General features: G+C 71.8%; 20 protein-coding genes. 17 read left to right on the top strand and 3 right to left on the bottom strand.

The genetic code is table 11. From position 1 onward, the window contains the following. The first annotated feature begins 1 nt into the window (after nt 1). The 6 genes from C3492_RS09265 (at nt 2) to serA (ending at nt 9,953) form a co-directional block, all read left to right on the top strand. Nucleotides 2–979 (top strand): 2-hydroxyacid dehydrogenase, encoded by a 978-nt coding sequence (locus C3492_RS09265; RefSeq protein WP_258055573.1) that lies wholly within the window; start codon nt 2–4, stop codon nt 977–979. A 386-nt stretch (nt 980–1,365) separates the two neighbouring features. Then, nucleotides 1,366–4,383, top strand: a complete 3,018-nt coding sequence (locus tag C3492_RS09260) for a bifunctional diguanylate cyclase/phosphodiesterase (RefSeq protein ID WP_181140278.1) — start codon at nt 1,366–1,368, stop codon at nt 4,381–4,383. Nucleotides 4,384–4,626: 243 nt separating this feature from the next. Continuing rightward, nucleotides 4,627–6,477: an acetolactate synthase large subunit gene (locus C3492_RS09255; protein ID WP_181140277.1), complete on the top strand. Its 1,851-nt coding sequence runs from the start codon at nt 4,627–4,629 to the stop codon at nt 6,475–6,477. A gap of 20 nt (nt 6,478–6,497) precedes the next feature. Continuing rightward, the gene (ilvN, locus tag C3492_RS09250) at nt 6,498–7,022 is read left to right on the top strand and encodes an acetolactate synthase small subunit (protein WP_103811242.1); all 525 of its coding nucleotides are present in this window, start codon (nt 6,498–6,500) and stop codon (nt 7,020–7,022) included. A gap of 118 nt (nt 7,023–7,140) precedes the next feature. Further along, entirely contained in the window at nt 7,141–8,139 is a 999-nt protein-coding gene (gene ilvC / locus C3492_RS09245) for a ketol-acid reductoisomerase (protein WP_014675170.1), read from the top strand. Nucleotides 8,140–8,363: 224 nt separating this feature from the next. After that, a complete protein-coding gene (gene serA / locus C3492_RS09240; RefSeq protein ID WP_103811241.1) occupies nt 8,364–9,953 on the top strand; it encodes a phosphoglycerate dehydrogenase in 1,590 nt (529 codons plus the stop codon). Nucleotides 9,954–10,019: 66 nt separating this feature from the next. Here the strand turns inward: serA and C3492_RS09235 are convergent, their stop codons facing one another. Next, nucleotides 10,020–11,552 carry an MFS transporter gene (locus C3492_RS09235; RefSeq protein ID WP_103811240.1) on the bottom strand — a complete coding sequence of 511 codons (1,533 nt, stop codon included), beginning with the start codon at nt 11,550–11,552 and terminating at the stop codon, nt 10,020–10,022. Between the two features lie 97 nt (nt 11,553–11,649). Between C3492_RS09235 and C3492_RS09230 the strand changes: the two genes are divergently transcribed. After that, on the top strand, nt 11,650–12,234 hold the full coding sequence (locus C3492_RS09230; protein ID WP_103811239.1) for a TetR/AcrR family transcriptional regulator: 585 nt from the start codon (nt 11,650–11,652) through the stop codon (nt 12,232–12,234). A 12-nt stretch (nt 12,235–12,246) separates the two neighbouring features. On the opposite strand, the gene C3492_RS09225 is transcribed toward C3492_RS09230, so the two are convergent. After that, on the bottom strand, nt 12,247–13,536 hold the full coding sequence (locus C3492_RS09225; RefSeq protein WP_181140276.1) for a helix-turn-helix domain-containing protein: 1,290 nt from the start codon (nt 13,534–13,536) through the stop codon (nt 12,247–12,249). Nucleotides 13,537–13,701: 165 nt separating this feature from the next. Between C3492_RS09225 and C3492_RS09220 the strand changes: the two genes are divergently transcribed. The 5 genes from C3492_RS09220 to C3492_RS45500 all read left to right on the top strand — a co-directional run bounded on the left by C3492_RS09220 (nt 13,702) and on the right by C3492_RS45500 (nt 18,271). Then, a complete protein-coding gene (locus tag C3492_RS09220; protein ID WP_103811237.1) occupies nt 13,702–14,628 on the top strand; it encodes a proline dehydrogenase family protein in 927 nt (308 codons plus the stop codon). Nucleotides 14,629–14,667: 39 nt separating this feature from the next. Further along, nucleotides 14,668–16,299, top strand: coding sequence for an L-glutamate gamma-semialdehyde dehydrogenase (pruA, locus tag C3492_RS09215; RefSeq protein ID WP_103811236.1), 1,632 nt, complete (start codon nt 14,668–14,670; stop codon nt 16,297–16,299). 96 nt (nt 16,300–16,395) lie between these two features. Then, complete coding sequence (locus tag C3492_RS09210; RefSeq protein WP_103811321.1) at nt 16,396–17,289, top strand: alpha/beta fold hydrolase; 894 nt, start codon at nt 16,396–16,398, stop codon at nt 17,287–17,289. Beyond that, nucleotides 17,286–17,807, top strand: a complete 522-nt coding sequence (locus C3492_RS09205; RefSeq protein ID WP_103811322.1) for a GNAT family N-acetyltransferase — start codon at nt 17,286–17,288, stop codon at nt 17,805–17,807. Before C3492_RS09210 ends, C3492_RS09205 begins: the two co-directional genes overlap by 4 nt. Before the next feature lie 332 nt (nt 17,808–18,139). Then, on the top strand, nt 18,140–18,271 hold the full coding sequence (locus C3492_RS45500) for a hypothetical protein (protein WP_103811235.1): 132 nt from the start codon (nt 18,140–18,142) through the stop codon (nt 18,269–18,271). Nucleotides 18,272–18,320: 49 nt separating this feature from the next. Here C3492_RS45500 and C3492_RS09195 read toward each other — a convergent pair whose 3' ends face one another. Then, nucleotides 18,321–19,877 carry a metallophosphoesterase family protein gene (locus C3492_RS09195; protein WP_103811234.1) on the bottom strand — a complete coding sequence of 519 codons (1,557 nt, stop codon included), beginning with the start codon at nt 19,875–19,877 and terminating at the stop codon, nt 18,321–18,323. 143 nt (nt 19,878–20,020) lie between these two features. On the opposite strand from C3492_RS09195, the gene C3492_RS09190 reads away from it, so the two are divergent. The 5 genes from C3492_RS09190 to C3492_RS09170 all read left to right on the top strand — a co-directional run bounded on the left by C3492_RS09190 (nt 20,021) and on the right by C3492_RS09170 (nt 26,135). Beyond that, a complete protein-coding gene (locus C3492_RS09190) occupies nt 20,021–21,064 on the top strand; it encodes a 3-isopropylmalate dehydrogenase (protein ID WP_103811233.1) in 1,044 nt (347 codons plus the stop codon). Nucleotides 21,065–21,300: 236 nt separating this feature from the next. Then, complete coding sequence (locus tag C3492_RS09185; RefSeq protein ID WP_103811232.1) at nt 21,301–22,389, top strand: branched-chain amino acid aminotransferase; 1,089 nt, start codon at nt 21,301–21,303, stop codon at nt 22,387–22,389. A 232-nt stretch (nt 22,390–22,621) separates the two neighbouring features. Continuing rightward, nucleotides 22,622–23,344, top strand: coding sequence for an urease subunit gamma (gene ureA, locus C3492_RS09180; protein WP_103811231.1), 723 nt, complete (start codon nt 22,622–22,624; stop codon nt 23,342–23,344). After that, complete coding sequence (locus C3492_RS09175) at nt 23,341–25,083, top strand: urease subunit alpha (RefSeq protein ID WP_103811230.1); 1,743 nt, start codon at nt 23,341–23,343, stop codon at nt 25,081–25,083. Before ureA ends, C3492_RS09175 begins: the two co-directional genes overlap by 4 nt. An 11-nt stretch (nt 25,084–25,094) precedes the next feature. After that, complete coding sequence (locus tag C3492_RS09170; RefSeq protein ID WP_103811229.1) at nt 25,095–26,135, top strand: agmatine/peptidylarginine deiminase; 1,041 nt, start codon at nt 25,095–25,097, stop codon at nt 26,133–26,135. The last annotated feature ends 12 nt before the right edge of the window (nt 26,136–26,147 follow it).

The raw sequence follows: 26,147 nt of genomic DNA, 5'->3' as shown, positions 1-26,147 counted from the left end.
CATGAGTGCAGACGTGTGGCTTCCCATTCCGCCCGAGGAGATCGAGGGGCTGCCCGAGGGGCCCCGGTACCTGTTCTGGGACGGGGGAGAGGACGGCGCGCAGCCGTACCCCGGCGACCCGGCGGAGTGCGCCGTGTACGTGGTGCCGTACATGAAGCGGCTGTCGGTCCGGGTGGGTCCCCTGGAGCACCTGACGAACGTGCGGCTCATCCAGACGCTCACCGCCGGTGTCGACGACATCACCGGGCAGCTCTCGGTGATCCCGCCGGGTGTGCGGTTGTGCAACGCGCGCGGGGTGCACGAGACGAGCACGGCCGAGCTGGCGCTCACCCTCACCCTCGCCGCGCTGCGCGGCGTCCCCGGCTTCGTCCGAGCCCAGCAACAGGAGCGCTGGGTGGGCGGTTTCCACCCCGCCCTCGCCGACAAGAGCGTGCTGATCGTCGGGTACGGGGCCATCGGTGCCGCCATCGAGGACCGGCTCGTGCCGTTCGAGGTCGCGCGGGTGGCGCGCGTCGCGCGCTCCGGTCGCACAACCGCGCGCGGTCCAGTGCATCCGATCACCGATGTGCTTCCTCTGCTTCCACACGCGGATGTCGTGATCCTCTGCACCCCGCTGACGGAGGAGACCCGGGGGCTCGTCGACGCCGACTTCCTCGCCCGGATGAAGGACGGCGCGCTGCTCGTCAACGTCGCGCGCGGGCCCGTCGTGGACACCAAGGCGCTCCTCGCCGAGCTGGAGCGGGGCCGGATCACCGCCGCCCTGGACGTCACCGATCCCGAGCCGCTGCCCCCCGGCCACCCCCTGTGGCAGGCGCCCGGAGTGCTGATCAGCCCGCATGTCGGCGGGCCCTCCTCGGCCTTCCTGCCCCGCGCCGGGAGGCTGCTCGCGGACCAGTTGACCCGGTTCGTGAACCGGCAGCCCCTGCGGAACGTGATCCTTACGACCGGACCCGAAACCAGGGGAGCAAACGGGCGCTAGGCCGCTTCCGGCACCCTCCGCAACCTTTCGGACGCGGCCCGTACCCGTATCACCGCTGGTCGTCACGGAGCGTAGAGAGGCTATGTCCCTGAGTGACGATACTGGTGTATCGTCCCCGACAGGGGCTGCGCCGCTGACCACTCGGCGCCGGGGATGGACATTTCAGATTCGTGAGGGGGGCGACGGGCGATGCACGGCCTATGGACGAACGATCCGACGCGGCGGAGCCGCCGACGGCGACCCTGGCGCACGGCCGCGCGCAGGCGGGGCCACCACACCGGCCACCACAGCCACCACCAGCGCAGGCACAGCGGTCGACGCAGGCATGCGCACCCAGCGCACCGGGACCGTCGGGACACGGGAGCGGCGCTCACCGGGAGGCCCCGGTGAGCGCCCCGCCCTCCGTGACGACCACCCTCGACGGAGCGGCGCGCGCACCGCACCCGCACGAGGTGCCGCCGCCCCGCCGGCCGGCCATCGGCGACAACACCCGGCTGATGGAACAACTCGTCCTCGCCCTGATCTGCGCGGCCTACGCCGTCGGAGCCGCGTTCGACTGGGGTGCGAGTCAAGTCGCGCTGATCATGGGCGACTTCGGCCTGAGCGCGGCGGCGGGCACCGCCGCCGTCTCCTGCTTCCTGTACGCGCGCAGCCGGCGTGTGCGCTTCCGCTCGGCCTGGCTGCTGTTCGCCCTCTCCTCGCTGATGGCCGCGCTGGGCAACGCGGTCTGGGGCTGGTACGAGGTCGTGCTGGACCGCCCCGTGCCCAGCCCCAGCTATGCCGACCTGTTCTTCCTCTGCTTCGCACCGCCCGCCATCGTCGGCCTGCTGGTCCTCGCCAAGCGGCCGGTGACGAAGGCGGGCTGGATCTGCCTGGGGCTGGACGCCTGGCTCATCGGCGGCTCGCTGCTCACCCTCTCGTGGAGCCTCGCCCTCGCCCAGGCGGCCCGGATCGAAGGCTCCAGCGTGGCGCACGCCGCGCTGTCGCTGGCGTACCCGCTGCTCGACATCGCGCTCGTCAGCATGGTCCTCGCCCTGCACTTCCGCCGCGCCCCGGGCAACCGCACGGCGGTGAACACCGCGATCGGCGCGCTCGCGCTGACCGTGATGTGCGACGCCCTGTTCACCTCGCCGCTGCTGCACAGCAGCTACCGCTCCGGGCAACTGCTGGACGCGGGCTGGTTCGCCGGTTCACTGCTGCTCGCCTACGCACCCTGGGCTGCGCCCCGGCGCCGGCGCGCGCGGGAGGCACGCGCGGGGGACGGGCACACGCGCGTGGTCCACGAGCACATGCCGGGCCGGCGGAGCACGGGCCGGCACCTGCCCCTGTCCGCGCCGGCCGGCGAGCACACCCGGTACCCGTCCGGCCGGCCGCTCACCGGCTCCCTCGCCGCCCTCACCCCGTACCTCGCCGCCGCGGTGTGCACCCTGGGCATCCTGTACAACGTCCTGAACGGCCGCAGGCCCGATCACGTGGTGCTGATCACCGCGGGCGCCGTGGTGCTGGCGCTCGTCATCCGGCAGGGGATCATGCTGCTGGACAACATCACCCTCACCCAGGAACTGGCGCAGAAGGAGAACCACTTCCGTTCCCTGGTGCAGGGCTCCAGCGACGTCATCATGATCGCCGCGCCCAACGGCATCCTCCGGTACGTCTCCCCGGCCGCCGCCGGGGTGTACGGCAGATCCGCCGAGGAGCTGGTGGGCACCGAGCTCGCCGGGCTCATCCACCCGGAGGACCTGGGCTGCGTGGTGCACGAGGTGCGCCGTTTCCTCGCCGCCAGCCCGCTGGAGGAGCCCACCACCCGCATCGAGTGCCGGTTCCGCTCCGGCGACGGCGGCTGGCTCAACGTCGAGTCGACCGTCAACCGGCACCACGGCGGGCTGATCTTCAACAGCCGGGACGTGACCGAGAGGGTGCGGCTGCAGGCCCAGTTGCAGCACAACGCCGAGCACGACCCGCTGACCGACCTGCCCAACCGCGCGCTGTTCACCAAGCGGGTGCAGCAGGCCCTGTCCGGCCGACGGGCCACCGACCGGGGCGCGGCCCTGCGGGGTACGGCGGTGCTCTTCATCGACCTGGACGGCTTCAAGGCCGTCAACGACACGATCGGGCACCAGGCCGGGGACGAACTGCTCATCCAGGCCGCCCGCAGACTCCAGGACGCGGTCCGGCAGGGGGACACCGCGTCCCGGCTGGGCGGCGACGAGTTCGCGGCCCTGATCGTCGGGGACGGCACCCGGGACCGGGCCGCCCGGGAGCGGAACATCCTGGAGCTCGCCGACCGCCTCAGGGTGACCCTCTCCCACCCGTACGCCATCGACGGCAACGACGTCAGGGTCAACGCCTCCATCGGCGTCGCCTTTGCCGAACCGGGACTCGGCGCGGGCGAGTTGCTGCGCAACGCCGACCTGGCGATGTACCGCGCGAAGTCGGCCGGGAAGGGCCGGGTCGAGCTGTACAAGCCGCAGATGCAGCAGGACGTCGTCCGCAAGGCGGAGCTGGCCACGCGGTTGCGTGCCGCGCTGCACGACGGCGAGTTCGCGCTGCTGCACCAGCCCGTGGTGTGCCTGCAGAACGGCCGGATCACGGCGGTCTCGGCACAGGCCCGCTGGCGCTCCTCACAGGGGGTGCTGTTCACACCGGCCGAGTTTTTGCGGGTGACCGAGGACGGTGACAAGACCGCCGAGCTGGACCGCTGGATCCTGCGGGAGGCCGTGGAGCAGGCGGCCGAGCGGGCCGCGACCGGCATCGTCGTCCCCGTGGCGGTCCGGATGAGCGCCCGGCGGCTGCTGGACCGCTCGATGCCGCTGGGCTCGGTGGAGACGCTGCTGACCCGGCACGGGCTGCCGCCCGGGGCGCTGGTCATCGAGTTGTGCGAGACAGATCCCCGGGTCTCCCTGGACGAGTTGGAGCGGCGGCTGACCGCGCTGAGCCGGCTCGGGGTGCGGATCGCGCTGGACGGCTTCGGCAGCGGCTACGCGGCCATCACCGCCCTCAGGAGGCTGCCGGTGGACATCCTCAAGCTCGACCGAGGTCTGGTCGAGGGCGTGGTCGAGTCGGCGCGGCTGCACAAGATCACCAGTGGTCTGCTGCGGATCGCCGGCGATCTCGGGCTCCAGTCGGTCGCCGAGGGCGTGGACCTGCCCGAGCAGGTGGTCGCGTTGCGCGCGATGGGCTGCACCCACGGGCAGGGCATGGCGTTCGCCGGTCCGCTGGACGAGTACCGGCTGCGCCGGGCGCTCGGATCCGGCCACTACCCGGTGCCGCACGCCCCGGCCGAACCGGCGTTCGCGGGCAGCGCGAGGGAGCCCGAGAGGGTGTACACCGGAGGTGTCCCGGCTGTCTTCGGAGGCGGCAGTGCCCTTCGCTCACATTCTGAGACTCCCGTCCCACCCACTTGACACGTGGTGCGTGCCGGGGGGAGGGTCAGTGCCATGCGCACCCGAATTCTCGTACTTGGACAGCGCGTCGGCTGAGCTGGGACCCACCGGAGGACGATCCGGAATCCCCAGCGACCTCACCGGCGCGCTCCCCTCGCTTGCCTTGCGGCACGAGGGGTTTTTTGTTGCACGAGCGCCTTTCGTGCAGCGCTCGAAATCCGCCCGAACCTCGCAAAAACCCTCAGCATCGAGAAGAGAATGCCGATGACCGAGCAGGCCACCGGGGCCCACCATCCGCAGCCGCGGCCCCGTTCCGGAGGACAGCAGTCCGCCCCCGTCGAGCACGTCACGGGTGCGCAGTCCCTCATCCGCTCCCTTGAGGAGGTCGGCGCGGACACGGTATTCGGCATTCCGGGCGGTGCGATCCTGCCGGCGTACGACCCGTTGATGGACTCCACCCGGGTGCGGCACGTGCTGGTCCGGCACGAGCAGGGCGCGGGCCACGCGGCCACCGGTTACGCGCAGGCCACCGGCAAGGTCGGCGTCTGCATGGCGACCTCCGGTCCGGGCGCGACGAACCTGGTGACGCCGATCGCCGACGCGCACATGGACTCCGTGCCGCTGGTCGCGATCACCGGCCAGGTCGCCTCCAAGGCGATCGGCACGGACGCCTTCCAGGAGGCGGACATCGTCGGCATCACGATGCCGATCACCAAGCACAACTTCCTGGTCACCAAGGCCGAGGACATCCCCCGGGTGATCGCGCAGGCGTTCCACATCGCCTCCACCGGCCGCCCCGGCCCGGTCCTCGTCGACATCGCCAAGGACGCCCTGCAGGCGAAGACCACCTTCTCCTGGCCGCCCGTCATGGACCTGCCCGGCTACCGCCCGGTGACCAAGCCGCACGCCAAGCAGATCCGCGAGGCCGCCAAGCTGATCACCGCCGCCCGCCGGCCCGTCCTGTACGTCGGCGGCGGCGTCCTCAAGGCCCACGCCACCGCCGAGCTGAAGGTCCTCGCCGAGCTGACCGGCGCCCCGGTCACCACCACCCTGATGGCGCTCGGCGCGTTCCCCGACAGCCACCCGCTGCACCTGGGCATGCCCGGCATGCACGGCAGCGTCGCCGCCGTCACCGCGCTGCAGAAGGCCGACCTGATCGTGGCCCTCGGCGCCCGCTTCGACGACCGCGTCACCGGCAAGCTGGACAGCTTCGCCCCCTACGCCAAGATCGTCCACGCGGACATCGACCCCGCCGAGATCGGCAAGAACCGCGAAGCCGACGTGCCGATCGTCGGCGACGCCCGCGAGGTCATCGCCGACCTGGTCCAGGCCGTCCAGAAGGAGCACAGCGAGGGCCACCAGGGCGACTACACCGCCTGGTGGAGCGACCTGAACCGGTGGCGCGAGACCTACCCGCTCGGCTACGACCAGCCCGGGGACGGCTCGCTCTCCCCGCAGGCGGTCATCGAGCGCATCGGGCAGCTCGCCCCCGAGGGCACGATCTTCGCGGCGGGCGTCGGCCAGCACCAGATGTGGGCCGCGCACTTCATCCAGTACGACACGCCCGCCACCTGGCTGAACTCCGGCGGCGCCGGGACGATGGGCTACGCGGTCCCGGCCGCGATGGGAGCCAAGGCCGGGCAGCCGGGCCGTACCGTCTGGGCGATCGACGGCGACGGCTGCTTCCAGATGACCAATCAGGAGCTGACCACCTGCGCCCTGAACAACATCCCGATCAAGGTCGCCATCATCAACAACGGCGCCCTCGGGATGGTCCGCCAGTGGCAGACCCTCTTCTACAACCAGCGCTACTCCAACACCGTGCTGCACAGCGGCCCCGAGGACATCAACCCGGAGGCCAAGGGCACGCGCGTGCCGGACTTCGTGAAGCTGTCCGAGGCGATGGGCTGCGTGGGCCTGCGCTGCGAGCGCCCGGAGGACCTGGACAAGGTCATCGCGGAGGCCAACTCCATCAACGACCGCCCGGTCGTCGTGGACTTCATCGTCCACGAGGACGCGATGGTCTGGCCGATGGTCGCCGCCGGCACCTCCAACGACGAGATCATGGCCGCCCGGGACGTCCGCCCCGACTTCGGCGACAACGAAGACGACTGAGCGAGGAAGAGCAAGAAGACATGTCCAAGCACACGCTCTCCGTCCTGGTGGAGAACACGCCGGGCATCCTCGCCCGCATCGCCGCCCTGTTCTCCCGGCGCGGATTCAACATCGACTCGCTCGCGGTCGGCGTCACCGAGCACCCCGACATCTCCCGCATCACCATCGTGGTGGGCGTCGAGGACCTGCCGCTGGAGCAGGTGACCAAGCAGCTCAACAAGCTCGTCAACGTGCTGAAGATCGTGGAGCTGGAGCCCGGTCAGGCCGTGCAGCGTGAACTCGTTCTGGTGAAGGTCCGCGCCGACAACGAGACCCGCTCGCAGATCGTGGAGATCGTCCAGCTGTTCCGCGCCAAGACCGTCGACGTCTCCCCGGAGGCCGTGACCATCGAGGCCACCGGTTCCGGCGAGAAGCTGTCCGCCATGCTCAAGATGCTGGAGCCGTACGGCATCAAGGAGCTGGTCCAGTCCGGCACGATCGCGATCGGCCGTGGCGCCCGTTCGATCACGGACCGCTCGCTGCGCGCTCTCGACCGGACGGCGTAAGACTGGGAACGGGCGGCCGGCGATCAACGGCCGCCCGTATGCCGAGACCCCCGAACTTCCTTCCCGCCCGCCGTCATACGGTGGGACGCACCACCTGCACACAAGGAGAGAACCCAAAGTGGCCGAGCTGTTCTACGACGCCGATGCCGACCTGTCCATCATCCAGGGCCGCAAGGTCGCGGTCATCGGCTACGGCAGCCAGGGCCACGCCCACGCCCTGTCGCTGCGTGACTCCGGTGTGGACGTGCGTGTCGGTCTGCACGAGGGCTCGAAGTCCAAGGCCAAGGCCGAGGAGCAGGGCCTGCGCGTGGTGACCCCGGCCGAGGCCGCCGCCGAGGCCGACGTCATCATGATCCTGGTCCCGGACCCGATCCAGGCCCAGGTCTACGAGGAGTCCATCGCGCCGAACCTGAAGGACGGCGACGCGCTGTTCTTCGGTCATGGCTTCAACATCCGCTTCGGTTTCATCAAGCCGCCGGCGGGTGTGGACGTCTGCATGGTCGCGCCGAAGGGCCCGGGTCACCTGGTGCGCCGTCAGTACGAGGAGGGCCGCGGCGTGCCCTGCATCGTGGCGGTGGAGCAGGACGCCTCCGGCAACGCCTTCGCGCTGGCCCTGTCGTACGCCAAGGGCATCGGCGGCACCCGCGCCGGCGTCATCAAGACCACCTTCACCGAGGAGACCGAGACCGACCTGTTCGGTGAGCAGGCCGTGCTGTGCGGTGGTACGGCCGCGCTGGTGAAGGCGGGCTTCGAGACGCTGACCGAAGCGGGTTACCAGCCGGAGATCGCCTACTTCGAGTGCCTGCACGAGCTGAAGCTGATCGTGGACCTCATGTACGAGGGCGGTCTGGAGAAGATGCGCTGGTCGATCTCGGAGACCGCGGAGTGGGGTGACTACGTCACCGGTCCGCGCATCATCACCGACGCCACCAAGGCCGAGATGAAGAAGGTCCTCGCCGAGATCCAGGACGGTTCCTTCGCCCGGAACTGGATGGACGAGTACCACGGGGGCCTGAAGAAGTACAACGAGTACAAGAAGCAGGACTCCGAGCACCTGCTGGAGACCACCGGCAAGCAGCTGCGCAAGCTGATGAGCTGGGTGAACGAAGAGGCGTAAGCCTGCTGACAGGGGCCGGGGCGGACTGCTCCGGCCCTGTTGTCCAACCCGTCCAGCCCCGGACGGGTGATCCTTCCGCGGAGGCGTAATACGACGGCCGCCACGCCACTATGCTTCTGCACAACACGCGTCAGGCCCACAGCGTCGTGCGTCTTCCGCGGCTAGCCCCTCCTCCGCCTGCGGCCGTCGGGACGGCCGTCCGCATCGCACATGTGAGGACTCACGTGAGCTCGAAACCCGTCGTACTCATCGCTGAAGAGCTGTCGCCTGCCACCGTCGACGCACTCGGTCCGGACTTCGAGATCCGGCACTGCAACGGAGCGGACCGCTCCGAGCTGCTGCCGGCCATCGCCGACGTGGACGCGATCCTGATCCGTTCGGCCACCAAGGTCGACGCCGAGGCCATCGCCGCCGCGAAGAAGCTCAAGGTCGTCGCCCGGGCCGGCGTCGGCCTGGACAACGTCGACGTCTCCGCCGCCACCAAGGCCGGCGTGATGGTCGTCAACGCCCCCACCTCCAACATCGTGACCGCCGCCGAGCTGGCCTGCGGTCTCATCCTCTCCACCGCCCGCAACATCCCGCAGGCCAACGCCGCGCTGAAGAACGGCGAGTGGAAGCGCAGCAAGTACACGGGCGTCGAGCTGGCCGAGAAGACGCTGGGCGTCGTGGGCCTGGGCCGCATCGGTGCCCTCGTCGCGCAGCGCATGTCCGCCTTCGGCATGAAGGTCGTCGCCTACGACCCCTATGTGCAGCCCGCGCGGGCCGCGCAGATGGGCGTCAAGGTGCTCTCCCTGGACGAGCTGCTGGAAGTCTCCGACTTCATCACCGTCCACCTGCCCAAGACCCCGGAGACGCTCGGCCTCATCGGCGACGAGGCGCTGCGCAAGGTCAAGCCCAGCGTCCGCATCGTCAACGCCGCGCGCGGCGGCATCGTGGACGAGGCGGCGCTGTACTCGGCACTGAAGGAGGGCCGGGTCGCCGGCGCCGGCCTCGACGTGTACGCCAAGGAGCCCTGCACCGACTCGCCGCTCTTCGAGCTGGACCAGGTCGTCTGCACCCCGCACCTGGGCGCGTCGACGGACGAGGCGCAGGAGAAGGCCGGTATCGCCGTCGCCAGGTCCGTCCGCCTCGCCCTCGCCGGTGAGCTGGTGCCGGACGCCGTCAACGTCCAGGGCGGTGTCATCGCCGAGGACGTCAAGCCGGGCCTGCCGCTCGCCGAGCGCCTCGGCCGCATCTTCACCGCGCTCGCCGGTGAGGTCGCCGTCCGCCTCGACGTCGAGGTCTACGGCGAGATCACCCAGCACGACGTGAAGGTGCTGGAGCTGTCCGCGCTCAAGGGCGTCTTCGAGGACGTGGTCGACGAGACCGTGTCCTACGTCAACGCCCCGCTGTTCGCGCAGGAGCGCGGCGTCGAGGTCCGCCTCACCACCAGCTCGGAGTCCGGCGACCACCGCAACGTGGTGACCGTGCGCGGCACGCTGGGCACCGGCGAGGAGGTGTCGGTCTCCGGCACGCTGTCCGGCCCGAAGCACGTCCAGAAGATCGTCGCGGTCGGCGAGTACGACGTCGACCTCGCGCTCGCCGACCACATGGTGGTGCTGCGCTACGAGGACCGCCCGGGTGTCGTCGGCACCGTCGGCCGCATCCTCGGTGAGGCGGGCATCAACATCGCCGGCATGCAGGTCGCCCGGGCGGCCGTGGGCGGGGAGGCGCTGGCCGTGCTGACCGTCGACGACACGGTGGGCTCCACCGTTCTGGCCGAGGTCGCCTCCGAGATCGGCGCGACGTCCGCCCGCTCGGTGAACCTGGTCTGATCCACCTGTGCCGCAACGCCGGGCGGGCCGAGGGGTACCTCGGCCCGCCCGGCGTTCTGCCGTCGCCTACTTCCGCCCGGCCTCGGTCCTCCGCAGCGTCAGCGCCGCTCCCACCGCCGCCAGCACCAGGACCACCGCGCCCGCGACGGCCGCGCCCCGCATTCCGCTGGTGAACGCCTCCCGTGCCGTCGCGAGGAGGGACTCCCCGGTCCGGCCCGGCAGCCGGGCCGCGTCGGCCAGCGCACCGCCCAGGGTCTCGCGGGCCTCGGCCGGAGCGGCGGCCGGCATCGCGTGGCGGTAGACCGCCGTACCGATGGAGCCCAGCACCGCCATGCCGAGTGCGCCGCCGAACTCGGTGCCGGTCTCCAGGAGGGAGGAGGCGGTGCCCGCCCGCTCCGCCGGTGCCGCGCTCATCGCCAGGTCGGTCAGCTGGGACATCACCATGACCGCCCCGCAGGCGAGGACGCCGGCGGCGGCCAGCACCAGCCACAGGGAGTCGGTGCCGACGAGGGCGAGCAGGACGTAGCCGGCCGCGCTGACCGCGAAGCCGCAGGCGACGACGTGTCCGCGGGGGACGCCCCGCTGGACGAGCTGGGCGGTGACCGGTCCGGCGACCCCGATGAGGACCGACGGCAGCAGGCTCCACAGGGCCGCCTCCAGCGGGCTCTTGCCCAGGACGGACTGGAGGTACTGCGTGGTGAAGACGGCCGAGCCCATCATCCCGAACGCGCTGACGAGCGTCAGGACCAGCGACGGGGTGAAGCCGTGGCCCCGGAAGAGGGCCGGGGGGATCAGCGGTGAGGCGCCGGTGCGCTGGCGCCTCACGAACAGTGCCGCGAAGAGCAGGCCGACGGTGATCGAGACGGCGTACCCCGGGTTCCATCCCTCGGAGGGGATCTCCTTCAGGCCGTAGACGACGGGGAGCACGGCGGCCAGCGACAGCGGGACGCTCAGCCAGTCGAAGCGGCCGGGCGCGGGGTTCCTCGACTCGGGCAGCAGCACCGGGCCGAGGAGGAGCAGCAGCGCCATCGCGGGCAGGTTGACCAGGAAGACCGAGCCCCACCAGAAGTGCTCGACCAGGACGCCGCTCATCACCGAGCCGAGGGCGATGCCGCCGGTCATCACCCCGGACCACATGCCGATCGCCTTCGCCCGCTGGGCCGGGTCGGCGAACATCGTGCGCAGCAGGCCCATCGTGGAGGGCATCAGGGTGGCGCCGCCGATGCCGAGGACCGCGCGGGCCGCGATCAGGGTCTCGGCGCTGTTCGCGTAGGCCGCGAGGAGCGAGGCGGCGCCGAAGGCCGCGGCGCCCATGAGGAGGAGCCTGCGGCGGCCGACGCGGTCGCCGAGCGAGCCCATCGTCAGCAGCAGGCCGGCCAGGACGAAGCCGTAGACGTCGAAGATCCACAGCTGCTGGGTGCCGCTGGGGCGCAGGTCGGCGCTGATCGCGGGGGTCGCGAAGTACAGGACCGAGACGTCCATCGAGACCAGGAGCAGCGGCAGCATCAGCACGCCGAGCGCGGTCCACTCGCGGCGGCCGGCGCGGGCGGGTGTCCCGGCGTCGGCGGGGTCGGTGGTGCTCGTCGGGTTCGTCGTCATGCCGAGGACTGTACGAGCGTCTTAAACGCTTGTCTAGGACGAATGTATAGGTCATGTGTCTAGGACGACTGTATGGATCGAGGGGTAGGGTGGGGCCATGGGACACCGTGAGGATCTGCTCGAAGGCGCCAAGCGCTGCCTGCTGGAGAAGGGCTTCCTGCGCACCACCGCGCGCGACGTCGTCAAGGAGTCGGGCACCAACCTCGCGTCCATCGGCTACCACTACGGCTCGAAGGACGCGCTGCTGGTGCAGGCGTACATCTCGCTGATCGAGGAGGTCGGCGAGCGTTTCGACCCCGGCCTGGAAGGCGAGATGACGCAGCCCCCGGGCTCGCTGGAGCGCTTCCAGGAGGTGTGGGCCGGGATCATCCGGACCGTGCCCGGGGCACGGGCCATCTGGCTGCTCAGCTTCGAGCTGATGTTCCAGGACGACCGGCTCGAAGAGGTGCGCAAGCTGCTCGCCGAGGCTCAGAAGGAAGGCCGGGCCGGACTCGTCCCGATGTTCAACGGCGTCCCGGAGTCCGACCTGGACGAGGAGACGATCGACACCGAGGGGCGCCTCTACCAGACCCTCCTCAACGGCCTCATGGTCCAGTGGCTCTTCGACCCCGGCACGGCGACCACCGCCGAGCAGCTCACCGAGGGGCTGCGGCGGGTGATCCGGCAGGCCGCGCGGAGCTGACCGAGCCAGGCGTCACAGCCGCGCCCGCTTCAACGCCATGTGCAGCAGCAGCCGGTCCTCCCCGTCGTCCAGGTCCAGGCCGGTCAGCTGCTCCACGCGGGACAGGCGGTAGTAGAGGGTCTGGCGGTGGATGCCGAGCTCCGCCGCCGTGCGGCCGGCCTGCCCGGCGCAGTCGAGGTACACCTCGGCCGTGCGGGCCAGCTCCCGGTGGGCGGGGGAGAGGAGCGGGCCGACCACCCGGTCGTGCGCGGCCTCCGCCGGCAGCGCGGTCAGCAGCCGGTACGCCCCGATCCGCGCCCACTGCGCGACCGGCCCGAACCGCGGCTCGGCCAGCGCGGCCCGCGCGGCGGCCGAGGCCTCCTGCCAGACCGTGCCCAGCTCGGTGAGGCCGGTGCGGGGCTCGCCGACCCCGGCGGCGCAGCCGGTGACCCCGGAGATCCGGGCCCCGGCGGTGAAACCCGCCGCGACCGCCGCCGCCACCCGGGCCCCCGCCCCGCGCGCCGCGCCGCCCGACGCCCCACGGACCCCGTCGGCCTCCTTCAGCAGCCGCGCGGCGGCCGCCAGCGCGGGCGTGCTGGACTCCGTGGTCCGCAGGCGGACCAGCAGCGCGAGGCTCTGCCCCGAGGCGCCCCACGGCAGCGTGCACAGCGCCGTGGCGTGCGGGATCGTACGGGGGGCGGGCGCGTCGTCCGGATCGGCCGACGGCCACGGCGCCACGCAGACCAGCGTGTGCGGGCCGTCCGCGCGGGGCCCCAGCGCGGTGCGCAGCTCGGCCACCGCCATGTCCCGCTGCCAGCCGCGTTCCGCGGTGAGCACGGCCCGCAGCTCCCGGCTCAGCCCCGCCCCGGCCTCCGCCTCGTCCGCGAGCAGCGCGCCGATCCGGCCCGCGACCCGCAGGGCGGCGGCGAGCTGGGCGTCGGTCGGCCCGGGATCGCCGTCCAGGAGCCAGACGTAGCCGAGGACGACGCCCCGGTGGCGTACCGGCAGACAGATCCGGCCGCGGTAGACACCGGCCTCCGGGCTGGGCGGGATGCGGACCGGTCCGGTCGCGCGCGTGATGCCGAAGCCCTCGAACCAGGCGCGGACCGTGGCCGTGGAGCGCCGGGTCAGGATCGAGCGGGTGCGCACCGGATCCAGCGCGGTCGGGTCCAGCTCGTCCTCGCTGTCGTAGGCACCGAAGGCGATCAGCTCGAAGTCACGGTTCTCCAGGGTCGCCGGCACCCCCAGCAGCTCGGAGATCTCGTCCACCAGCTCCTGGTAGTCCGCCTTGAATTCAGCCGCCACCCGGGCATTCTCCCCCATTTACCGGCCGCCTTCATACATCTGTCTGAGATCCCGGGCACGGATGCGTGACAGCTGTCGATGGCCGACGATCGGAGAGATCCTTAGGTTTCACGGTGGTTCTCCGTGCCGTACCCGAATCGTCGGGTGATGGCCTTATTTGGTGCTTGTCTGTGGAGGTGCCCCGTGCTGGGTCCCGTGATTCTCGCCGCGTCGCGCAGCGACCGGATGCGACGCCTGATCTCGGCGGCCCCGGTGACCAAGCAGGTCGTCGACCGCTTCATCCCCGGCGAGACCGTGGCCGACATCGTCCCGATCATCAAGGACCTCACGGCCAAGGGCCTGGAGCTGACGATGGACGTCGTCGGCGAGGACATCACCACGCCCGAGCAGGCCACCGCCGCCCGGGACGCCTACCTGGCGCTGATCGACCACCTCAAGGACCTGGGGCTGGGCGAGCGCGTGGAGATGTCCGTCAAGCTGTCGATGTTCGGCCAGGCGCTCCAGGGCGGCCACGAACTGGCGCTCGCGAACGTCCGGCCGGTCGTCGAGGCCGCCGCCGCCATCGGTACCACCGTGACGCTCGACGCCGAGGACCACACCACCCTCGACTCGATGTTCGCCATCCACGAGGAGCTGCGGAAGGACTTCCCGCAGACCGGCTGCGTCATCCAGGCCTACCTCTTCCGCACCGAGGCCGACGCCCGCCGCCTCGCCGCGAGCGGCAGCCGCGTCCGCCTGGTCAAGGGCGCCTACAAGGAACCCGCCGAGGTCGCCTACCAGCAGAAGCACGAGATCGACAAGGCCTACGTGCGCATCCTGAGGACGCTGATGGAGGGCGAGGGCTACCCGATGATCGGGTCCCACGACCCGCGGCTGATCGCCATCGCCCAGGAGCTGGCCCACAAGGCCGGCCGTAAGCTCGACGAGTACGAGTTCCAGATGCTGTACGGCATCCGCGGCGAGGAGCACCTGCGGCTGGCCGCCGAGGGCCACCGCATGCGCGTCTACACCGCCTACGGCACCGACTGGTACGGCTACTTCATGCGCCGCCTGGCGGAGAAGCCGGCCAACCTCCGGTTCTTCCTCCGCAGCATGGTCAGCAAGGGCTGAGCCCGCACACCCGCTCACGTACAAGGAGTTACGGATCTCATGGACGCTGTGACCCAGGTCCCCACCCCCGTCAACGAGCCGGTGCACGGCTACGCCCCCGGCTCGCCCGAGCGCGCCCGGCTGGAGGCCAAGCTCAAGGAGCTGGCCGAGAACCCGATCGAGCTGCCGATGACGATCGGCGGGGAGAAGCGGCTGGGCGGCGGCGAGCCGTTCGAGGTCGTACAGCCGCACAACCACAAGGCCGTCATCGGCACCGGCCGCCACGCCACCCAGCAGGACGCGAAGGACGCCATCGACGCGGCCCTGGCCGCCGCGCCGGCCTGGCGCTCGATGTCCTTCGACGACCGCGCCGCGATCATCCTGCGCGCCGCCGAGCTGCTGGCCGGCCCGTGGCGCGAGACGATCGCCGCCTCCACCATGCTGGGCCAGTCCAAGACCGCCCAGCAGGCCGAGATCGACACCCCCTGTGAGCTGGTCGACTTCTGGCGCTTCAACGTCCACTACGCCCGTCAGATCCTGGCCGAGCAGCCCCCGGCGAACTCCCCGGGCGTGTGGAACCGCCTGGACCACCGCCCGCTGGAGGGCTTCGTCTACGCGATCACGCCGTTCAACTTCTCGGCCATCGCGGGCAACCTGCCCACCGCCCCCGCCCTGATGGGCAACGTGGTGGTCTGGAAGCCGTCCCCGACGCAGACCCACGCGGCCGTCCTCCTCATGCGGCTGCTGGAGGAGGCGGGCCTGCCCAAGGGCGTCATCAACCTGGTCACCGGCGACGGCATCGAGGTCTCCAAGGTCGCCCTGGAGCACCGGGACCTCGCGGGCATCCACTTCACCGGCTCGACCAAGACCTTCCAGTACCTGTGGAAGACGGTCGGCAACAACATCGAGAAGTACCGCTCCTACCCGCGTCTGGTCGGCGAGACCGGCGGCAAGGACTTCCTCGTCGCGCACCCGTCGGCCGACCGCGCGGTGCTGAAGACGGCCCTCACCCGGGGCGCCTTCGAGTACCAGGGCCAGAAGTGCAGCGCGACCTCCCGCGCCTACATCCCGGCGTCGATCTGGAACAGCGGTTTCAAGGAGGAGTTCGCCGCCGAGGTCGACTACCTCACCATGGGTGACGTCACCGACCTGTCGAACTTCATCGGCGCCGTGATCGACGAGCGTGCCTTCGCCAAGAACAAGGCCGCGATCGACCGCGCCAAGGCGGACCCGTCCTGCACGATCGTCGCGGGCGGCAGCTACGACGACTCGGTCGGCTACTTCGTCCGTCCGACCGTCATCGAGTGCACCGACCCGGAGAACGAGGTGTTCACCACCGAGTACTTCGGCCCGATCCTCGCGGTGCACGTCTACGAGGACGACAAGTACGACGAGATGCTGACCCAGATGGAGTCGGTGTCGGACTACGCCCTCACCGGCTCGGTCATCGCGAACGACCGCGCGGCGGCGGCGTACACGATGGAGAAGCTCCGCTTCGCCGCGGGCAACTTCTACATCAACGACAAGTCGACCGGTGCCGTCGTCGGCCAGCAGCCCTTCGGCGGCGGCCGCGCCTCCGGCACCAACGACAAGGCCGGCGCCCCCCAGAACCTCCTGCGCTGGACGCTGACCCGCGCCATCAAGGAGACCCTGGTCGCGCCGACCGACTACACCTACCCGCACATGGGCTGACCAGCCCCCCGAGCACGGCCCGGGAAGCCCGACACCGAGCGGGCTCCCCGGGCCGTTCCCATGCGCCCGGCGGCCGTCCCCCGGCACACTGGGCGCATGACGGAGGCAGCCGACGCAGTACCCGCCGACGCCCGAGCGGCCGCCGGGGAAGCGGTCACGGCCGACGACGGGGTCCGGCTGTGGGCGGCGCGGCCGGACGGCGGGGGAGACCCGCTGGTGCTGTGCCACGGCGGGCCGGGGCTGTGGGACATGTTCGGCGACGTGGCCGCGCTCCTCGCCGACCGGACGCCCGTCGTCCGCTGGGACCAGCGCGGCTGCGGCCGCTCGGAGCGGTGCGCGGGACCGTGGACGACCGCCCGGTTCGTGGCCGACCTCGACGCCGTACGGCGGCACTTCGGACTGGAACGGATGGCGCTGCTCGGCCACTCCTGGGGCGCGCAGCTGGCGCTGAGCTACGCACTGGCCCACCCGGAGCGGGTGAGCAGGCTCGTCTACGTGTCCGGCACGGGCATCGGCCCGGACGCCGACTGGCACCCCGCCTACACCGCCGGCTTCCTCGCCCGGCTCGGCGACCGTCCCGAACGGCTCGCCCGCCGGCGGGAGCTGGACGGCCGGCCGGAACCCGACGAGGCCGCGGAGCGGGAACGGGCCGTGCTGCGGTGGTCGGTGGAGTTCGAGGACCGGGAACGCGCGCCGGAGCACGCCCGGCGCATGGCCGAGCCCTGGTTCGGGGTCAACCAGGCGTGCAACAAGGCGCTGAACGAGGAACGGAGGCGGACCTGGGGCACACCCGGGCTGCGCGCGGCCTGCGCCCGCCTCGACGTGCCCGTGCTGAGCGTCGACGGAGCGCGGGACATCCGTCCCCGCACCGCCGTTGACTCCCTCGCCGCGGTCCTGCCCCGCGCCCGCCGGGTGGTCCTGCCCGCCGCAGGACACCTGCCGTGGGTGGAGGACCCGGCGGGCTTCCGGCGCGCCGTGCCGGCGCCATGACCCTGCGGCTCGCTCACACCGCCGACCTGGACGTGGCCGAACTCCGGGCCGTACGCGCCCTGTTGGACGACGCCTTCGACGGGGACCTCTCCGACGCGGACTTCGAGCACGGGCTGGGCGGAATGCACGTGCTCGTCCGGGACGGTGCCGGGCTCGCCGCTCACGGAGCCGTCGTGATGCGGCGGGTGCGGCACCGGGGGCGCTGGCTGCGCACGGGGTACGTGGAGGCCGTCGCCGTGCGGGCCGACGTACGGCGGACCGGGCTCGGCGGGCGGGTCATGGCCGAGCTGGAGCGGGTGGTCGACCGGGCCTACGACCTCGGCGCGCTCTCCGCGAGCGACGAGGGGGCGCCGCTGTACGCCGCCCGGGGCTGGCGGCGCTGGGCCGGGCGGGTGTACGCCCTCTCGCCGGACGGGATCGTCCGGCTGCCCGAGGAGGAAGGCGGCCTGTACGTGCGGGGCGCCCTCGACCCGCACGGGGAACTGGTCTTCGACTGGCGGGACGGGGACGTCCTCTGACGGCCGCCGACGTCGCACGCCCGCCGTACGGGCCCTGATCCGCGTTCTGCGCTCCCTTGGCCAAGGCTCCCCCGGACGCACGAACTCCCAGCTCAGCGCGGTGTGATCCAGTTCGCCGTCTCAGATAGTAGGAAGTCCGAGTAATTGTGCAGACAGACACGGACCACTCCCTTAGGTTTGTAGGAGCCGAACGTCTCGCTCGATCCAGCGAATGGCGGTCGTGAGCCGGGCCCCGTGCAGGCAACCCCTGCGGCCGGTGCTCCCCGCCCCTTCCGGCGTCTCGTAACCCCCTTCCTTGCCGTGCTCCACGTATGCCGAAGGAGTCGATCGCCATGGCCGAGACGACCGTCCGCCGCCGAGTCCGCCACGTGTCCCGCACGAGCGAGTCCGACCGCAGGAACGCCGCCGCCGCCCTCCAGCGCGCCCTGGACCGCCGGGACAACGGCGGCGAGACCGGCCACTGAGCCGGACCACCGGCCGGGAGCCGCATCCCGACGGGGTGCGGCGCGGCGCTCATCCGCCGTGCCGCACCTCGAAGTGGTCGATCCGCCGCCCGTCCTGGCCCAGCGCCGACACCGCGAGCCGTGGCGCCGCGCCGGCCCGGACCTCCACCGACAGCAGCGAGAAGCCGGTGTAGCGCACCCGCGACCACTCCACCGTCTCCGGCACCCGGTCCCCGCCCTTCGTCCACGCGAAGGTCTCCACCGCCCGGTGCCGGGTGACGTGTCCCTCGTAGCTGTCCTTGACGCCCGGCGGGAAGCCGTACAGGTCACGGCCGCCGCCGCCCGCCGTGATGTACACGGTGCCGTCCCGGCCGGGGTCGGTGGAACCGCCGACGGGCACCGCCCGGCCGACCGCGCCGTCCTTGATCGCGTCGGTGCGCTCGTACACATGGTTGTGGCCGTTGATCACCAGGTCCACCCGGTGCTTCGAGAACAGCGGCAGCCACTCCCGCCGGACGCCCCCGTCCGAGGCGTGCCGCGAGGTGGAGTAGGCGCAGTGGTGGAAGAAGACGACCACGAAGTCGATGCCGTCGGCCGCGCGCAGCCGCCGCAGCGTCCGGTCCAGCCACGCCGTCTGCCGGCCGTGGCTGAGCCCGAGGTTGGCGGGGATCTCGTACGACACGTCGTTGGCGTCCAGCGCGACGAAGCCGGCGTTGCCGTAGGTGAACGCGTAGGCGCCCGGTGTGCCGTGCGGATCGAATCCGGTCTCCGGCAGGGAGAAGCGGGCGAGCTGGCCGCCGTAGCCGTCCGGTGAGTACCAGGCCTCCATGTCGTGGTTGCCGGTGGTCACCATCCACGGCACGGACCGTGCGACCGGCTCGTTCTGCTTCAGGAACAGGTCCCAGAAGGCGGGGTCGTAGCCGTCCGTCGTCCGGCCCGTGCCGCTGACGTCCGCGTAGCAGATGTCACCGGCGTGCAGATGGAAGGCGGGCTTCTGGCGCAGCACCAGATCGTCGTTGGCGTGCGCCGCCCGGCCCACGCCCTGGTCGCCGAAGGCCGTGAACACGAAGCGCTCCGGACGCGCGGGCGCCGTGCGGAAGGAGGCGATGGCCGCGCGATGGGCGGGGGCGGTGGGTTCCCAGCCGTCGTGGCCGACGCCGTAGTAGTACGTCGTGCCGGGCGCGAGGCCGTCCACGGACGCGTGCGCGTAGTACTGCTCCAGCGCGGGCCGCACGCCCTCCACCCCGGGCGTGCGCAGCGGGCGGATCTCGGCCGGGACCCGGCGCCCGAGGTCGTCGGGGCGCGCGCCGACCCGCACGTACGGCCGCTTCACCGCGAACGGCACCTGCCAGGAGATCCGCATCCGTGTCCGGGGGTCGGAGCCGAAGGCCAGATGCCGGCCGAACGGGGCGACCGCCGAGCCCGGCACCCGCGAGGTGGCCGATCCGGCCGGCCCCGGCCTCGCGCCGGACGCGGTGCCGCAGCCGGTCAGCAGGCCGCCCGCCACCGCGCCCGCCGTCACCAGCGTGCGGCGGCGCACCATGCGGCCGCGCAGGTACTCGTACTGCTCGGCCAGGCTCAGCCGCTCGGCGAGCGGGCGGGGGATGCCGACGTCAGGAGTGTCCATGTCCCGGAACGTTCCACCGGTGCCCGACATCCTTGCCGCGCACGGGTGAACGTCGACCGACGGGAGGACACCGGCAGCCTGTCCGGGTGTCCGTATGGCGGACGGTACGTGTCATCACCTGGGACGAGGAGTAGGGTGCCCGCATGTCTCGCAGCATCAATCTCGCAGTGATCCCCGGTGACGGCATCGGCCAGGAGGTCGTGGCCGAGGGTCTGAAGGTCCTCTCCGCCGTCCTGCCGCAGGATGTGAAGCTGGAGACCAAGGAGTACGACTTCGGCGCCAAGCGCTACCACGCCACCGGTGAGACCCTCACCGACGCCGACCTCGACTCCCTCAGGCAGCACGACGCCATCCTGCTGGGCGCCATCGGCGACCCGTCGGTGCCGTCCGGCGTGCTGGAGCGCGGCTTCCTGCTCAAGCTCCGCTTCGCCTTCGACCACCACGTCAACCTGCGTCCGTCGAAGCTGCTCCCGGGTGTCGCCACCCCGCTCGCCGGCCAGCCGGAGATCGACTTCGTCGTCGTCCGGGAGGGCACCGAGGGCCCGTACACCGGCAACGGCGGCACCATCCGCAAGGGCACCGCGCACGAGGTCGCCACCGAGGTGTCCGTCAACACGGCCTACGGTGTCGAGCGCGTCGTCCGCGACGCCTTCGAGCGCGCCCAGGCCCGCCCGCGCAAGAAGCTCACGCTGGTCCACAAGAACAACGTGCTGACCTTCGCCGGGCACCTGTGGACGAACGTCTTCAACAAGGTGGCCGAGGAGTACCCCGAGGTCACCACGGACTACATCCACGTCGACGCCGCGACCATCTACCTGGTCACCGACCCGGGCCGGTTCGACGTCATCGTCACCGACAACCTCTTCGGCGACATCATCACCGACCTCGCCGCGGCCGTCTCCGGCGGCATCGGCGTGGCCGCCTCGGGCAACATCAACCCCACCCGCGAGTTCCCGTCCATGTTCGAGCCGGTCCACGGCTCGGCCCCGGACATCGCCGGCCAGGGCAAGGCCGACCCCACCGCCACCGTCCTGTCCGTCGCCCTGCTGCTGCGCCACCTCGGCTACGACACCGAGGCCGACCGGATCGACGCGGCGGTCGCCGCCGACCTCACCGAGCGCGCCGGAAAGCCGGCCCGCTCCACCTCCGGGATCGGCGACGCGCTCGCCGTACGCGTAGCCGGCTGACCCGCCGCGCTACACCGAGCCGCCGGGTCGCCACCGCACCCGGCGGCTTTTCCTGTGCCTCGCCGGGTGCCACCATCGAACCTTGGGCCGCTTCACCCCGATTCCGTCCGCTACCGCCCCCCGCGCGATAATCGAACGCGGAGCCGCGATATGAGGGAAGGCTCGGACGTCCTAGCACCGACGACCGGGAGGTGTGAGCGCGGCCCGTCACTACAACCGGTGAAGGACAATCACTCATGACGACGCCCACGATCGAGCTCAAGCCCTCCGCCACCCCGCTCGCCGCCGCGGAACGCGAGGCGATCCTCGCCGACCCGGGGTTCGGCCGCCACTTCACCGACCACATGGTGACGATCAAGTGGACCGAGGGCCGCGGCTGGCACGACGGCCAGCTCGTTCCGTACGGGCCGATCTCCCTGGACCCGTCCACGCACGTCCTGCACTACGGCCAGGAGATCTTCGAGGGCCTGAAGGCCTACCGCCAGCCCGACGGCTCGGTCGCGCTGTTCCGTCCCGAGGCCAACGCCCGCCGCTTCCGCAACTCCGCCCGCCGCATGGCCATGGCCGAGCTGCCCGAGGAGCTGTTCATCGCCGCGCTGGACGCGCTGCTCACGCAGGACGCCGACTGGGTCCCGCCGCACGGCGGCGAGGCCTCCCTCTACCTGCGGCCGTTCATGTTCGCCACGGAGGCCGCGCTCGGCGTGCACCCGGCGAACGAGTACCTGTTCATGCTGATCGCCTCCCCCTCCGGCGCGTACTTCGCCGGCGGCGTGAAGCCGGTCACCATCTGGGTCTCCGAGGACCACGTCCGCGCCGTCCCGGGCGGCACCGGCGACGCCAAGACCGGCGGCAACTACGCCGCGTCCCTGCTGCCGCAGGCCGAGGCCGCCGCGCACGGCTGCGACCAGGTCGTCTACCTCGACGCGGTCACCCGCACCAAGGTCGAGGAGAGCGGCAGCATGAACGTCGCGTTCGTCTACGGCGACCGGATCGTCACCCCGTCGCTCACCGGCTCCATCCTGGAGGGCATCACCCGCGACTCCCTGCTCCAGGTCGCCCGTGACCTCGGCTACACCGCCGAGGAAGGGGTGATCACCCTCCAGCAGTGGCGCGAGGACGCCGCCTCCGGTGCGCTGACCGAGGTCTTCGCGTGCGGTACCGCCGCCGTGGTCACGCCGATCGGTCACGTCAAGACCAAGACCGACCAGTGGTCCCACGGCGACGGCACGCCCGGGCCGGTCACCGGGCGTCTGCGCGAGGCTCTGCTGGGCATCCAGCGGGGCCTGACCGAGGACAAGCACGGCTGGATGCACCGGGTCGGTTAAGAGCGCGGCCTGGAGCGCCCCGGAGGGGGTGTCGGGTGTCCGCGGGTCCAGCTCGGCTGGTCACGCGGCCCCCGCACCCCCTCCGGGGCGTTTTTCGTTGGGCACCCTACCGCTTGGCCATGCTAGAGCGCTGCTCAAGTGAATTGTGTCCGCTGCCCGGTCAGTGCTTCTCTTTGCTGGATTCCCTGTTTAGAGTGTTGCTCTAACTGGGAAAGCAAGGAGGTGCCGTGCCGTGCGACTGACCCCCACGGAACGTGACCGGCTGCTGCTCTTCGGGGCCGCCGAGCTGGCCCGGGCCCGCCGGGCGCGCGGCCTGCGGTTGAACGTCCCCGAGGCCACGGCGCTGATCGCGGACACCGTCTGCGAGGCCGCCCGCGACGGCAAGCGGCTCGCGGAGGCCGTCGAGGCGGCCCGGTCGGTGCTCGGTCCCGAGGACGTCCTGCCGGGTGTCGTCGACGTCGTCACCGAGGTGATGGTCGAGGCCGTCTTCGACGACGGCTCCCGGCTCGCGGTCGTCTCCGACCCCATCGGCCGGGGGTCCCCCCGCGAAGCAGGGGGAGGCCTGGGCCCGGACGCCCCGGGCGCCCTGCTCCCCGGTCCCGAGCACGCCGACCCCGAGCCCGTCCTCCGGCTCCGCGTCACCAACACCGCGAGCGTGCCGGTCTCCGTCACCTCCCACTTCCACTTCTTCGAGGCCAACCCGCGCCTCGACTTCGACCGCGAGCGCGCCTACGGCATGCGGCTCGCCGTACCCGCCGGCTCCTCGGTCCGCTTCGGGCCCGGGGAGAGCGAGGAGGTCGGGCTCGTGCCGATCGGCGGCGAGCGGATCGCCATCGGCTTCGCCGGACTGGTCGACGGCCCGCTGGACGCGCCCGGCGCCAAGGAGGAAGCCCTCCGCAGGGCCGCCGCCTGCGGATACCTGGGAGCGACACCGGAAGGAGGCGAGGAGCGATGAGCCGCTCGAAGGGCCGCGAGGTGAGCCGGTCGATCCACGTCGACCCGCACGCCTACGCCGCCACCCACGGCCCCCGCGCCGGCGACCGCGTCCGCCTCGGCGACTCCGGGCTCACCGTCCGCGTCGAGTCCGACTCCCAGCAGTACGGCGACGAGTTCCTGGCCGGCTTCGGCAAGACCGCCCGCGACGGACTGCACCTGAAGGCCGCCGCCGTCCGGGACACCTGTGACGTCGTGATCAGCAACGTCATCCTGATCGACGCGGTGCAGGGGATCAGGAAGGTGTCCATCGGCATCCGTGAGGGCCGCATCAGCGCCATCGGGCGGGCCGGCAACCCCGACACCCTGGACGGCGTTGACGTCGTCGTCGGCACCGGCACCTCCATCGTCTCCGGCGAGGGGCTCATCGCCACCGCCGGCGCCGTCGACACCCATGTGCACCTGCTGTCGCCGCGCATCATGGAGGCGTCCCTCGCCTCCGGCGTCACCACGATCATCGGGCAGGAGTTCGGCCCGGTGTGGGGCGTCGGCGTCAACTCGCCCTGGGCGCTGCGGCACGCCTTCAACGCCTTCGACGCCTGGCCGGTCAACATCGGCTTCCTGGGCCGGGGTTCGTCCTCCCACGGCGCTCCGCTCGTCGAGGCCCTGGCCGAGGGCGGGGCGAGCGGCTTCAAGGTGCACGAGGACATGGGCGCCCACACCCGCGCGCTGGACACCGCGCTGCGGGTCGCCGAGGAACACGACGTCCAGGTGGCCCTGCACAGCGACGGATTGAACGAGTGCCTGTCGGTCGAGGACACCCTCAGGGTGCTGGAGGGCCGCACGATCCACGCCTTCCACATCGAGGGCTGCGGCGGCGGACACGTGCCCAACGTGCTGAAGATGGCCGGCGTCCCGAACGTCATCGGCTCCTCCACCAACCCCACCCTGCCCTTCGGCCGGGACGCGGTCGCCGAGCACTACGGCATGATCGTCTCCGTCCACGACCTGAAGCCCGACCTGCCCGGCGACGCCGCCATGGCCCGCGACCGGATCCGCGCCGGCACGATGGGTGCCGAGGACGTGCTGCACGACCTGGGCGCGATCGGCATCACCTCCTCCGACGCCCAGGGCATGGGCCGGGCCGGTGAGACGGTCCGCCGCACCTTCGCCATGGCCGGAAAGATGAAGGCCGAGCTGGGGCCGCTGCTTCCCCATGACGGGGAGGCCGGCGACCGCGAGGGCGACGACAACGCGCGCGTCCTGCGCTACCTGGCCAAGCTGACCATCAACCCGGCCATCGCGCACGGCCTCGCCCACGAGGTCGGCTCGATCGAGGTGGGCAAGCTCGCCGACATCGTGCTGTGGCGCCCGGAGTACTTCGGGGCCAAGCCGCAGCTCGTCCTCAAGGCCGGCTTCCCGGCGTACGGCGTGGTCGGCGACCCCAACGCGGCCACCGACACGTGCGAACCGCTCGTGCTGGGCCCGCAGTTCGGGGCGTACGGCGCCACGGCCGCCGACCTCTCGGTCGCCTTCGTCGCCCGCGCCGCCGTCGACCAGGGCAACGACCGGATGCCGACCCGGCGCAGAAGGGTCGCCGTGCGCGGCACCCGGGGCATCGGCCCCGCCGACCTGCGCCTGAACTCCCGTACCGGAGCGGTGGACGTCGACCGGCGCACCGGCCTGGTCACCCTCGACGGCGAGCCGATCCGCTCGGAACCGGCCGAGTCCGTCTCCCTCAACCGCCTCTACTTCCTCTAAGGACCCGTGCCATGAGCACCCCCGCCGCCGACGGCTTCCGCATGCCCGCCGAGTGGGCGCCCCACGAGCGCACCTGGATGGCCTGGCCGAGCCCCAACCCCACCTTCGACGACCCGGCCGACCTGGCCGCCGCCCGGACCGCGTGGGCGTCCGTGGCCCGCGCCGTCCGCCGCTTCGAGCCGGTGACGGTCGTGTGCGGCCCCGGCCAGTCCGAGGACGCCCGGGCGCTGCTCGGCCCCGGCGTCGACACCGTCGAGCGGGACCTGGACGACGCCTGGATGCGGGACATCGGCCCCACCTTCCTCACCGACGGCCGGGGCCGGCTCGCCGCCGTGGACTGGACGTTCAACGGCTGGGGCGCCCAGGAATGGGCCCGCTGGGAGCACGACTCCGGGATCGGCGCGTACGTCTCCGGCCTCGCGGGCGCCAGGACGTACGCCTCGAAGCTGGTCAACGAGGGCGGTGCGATCCACGTCGACGGCGAGGGGACCGTGCTGCTCACCGAGACCGTGCAGCTCGGCCCCGAGCGCAACCCGCACTGGACCAAGGAGGAGGTCGAGGCGGAGATCCACGCCCACCTCGGCACCAGCAAGGCGATATGGCTGCCGCGCGGCCTGACCGGCGACTACCCTCCCCACGGCTTCGGCACCCTCGGCCATGTCGACATCGTCGCCGCGTTCGCCCGGCCGGGTGTCGTGGTCGCCCACCACCAGCCGGACCCGGCCCACCCCGACCACGAGGTCACCCAGGAGGTCATCGGCCTGCTGAAGTCGGCGACCGACGCCCGGGGCCGCCGCCTGGAGGTCGTGGAGGTCCCCGCGCCGGCCGCCCTGGAAGCCGACGGCCACTGGGCCGACTACTCCTACATCAACCACTACCTCTGCAACGGCGGCGTGGTGCTGTGCGGGTTCGACGACCCGCGCGACGAGATCGCCGCGGGCATCTTCCGGCGCCTGTTCCCGGAGCGGACGGTGACGCTGGTCGACGCGCGTACGATCTTCGCGGGCGGGGGCGGTATCCACTGCGTCACGCAACAGCAGCCGAGGGTCTGACACACACGGGAG

Origin of the sequence: Streptomyces sp. Ru62, from assembly GCF_002920615.1 — a bacterium.
In the GTDB taxonomy this organism is placed as follows: domain Bacteria; phylum Actinomycetota; class Actinomycetes; order Streptomycetales; family Streptomycetaceae; genus Streptomyces.
The sequence above is the reverse complement of the archived record's forward strand: the minus strand, read 5'-3'. Positions and strand labels throughout refer to the sequence as shown.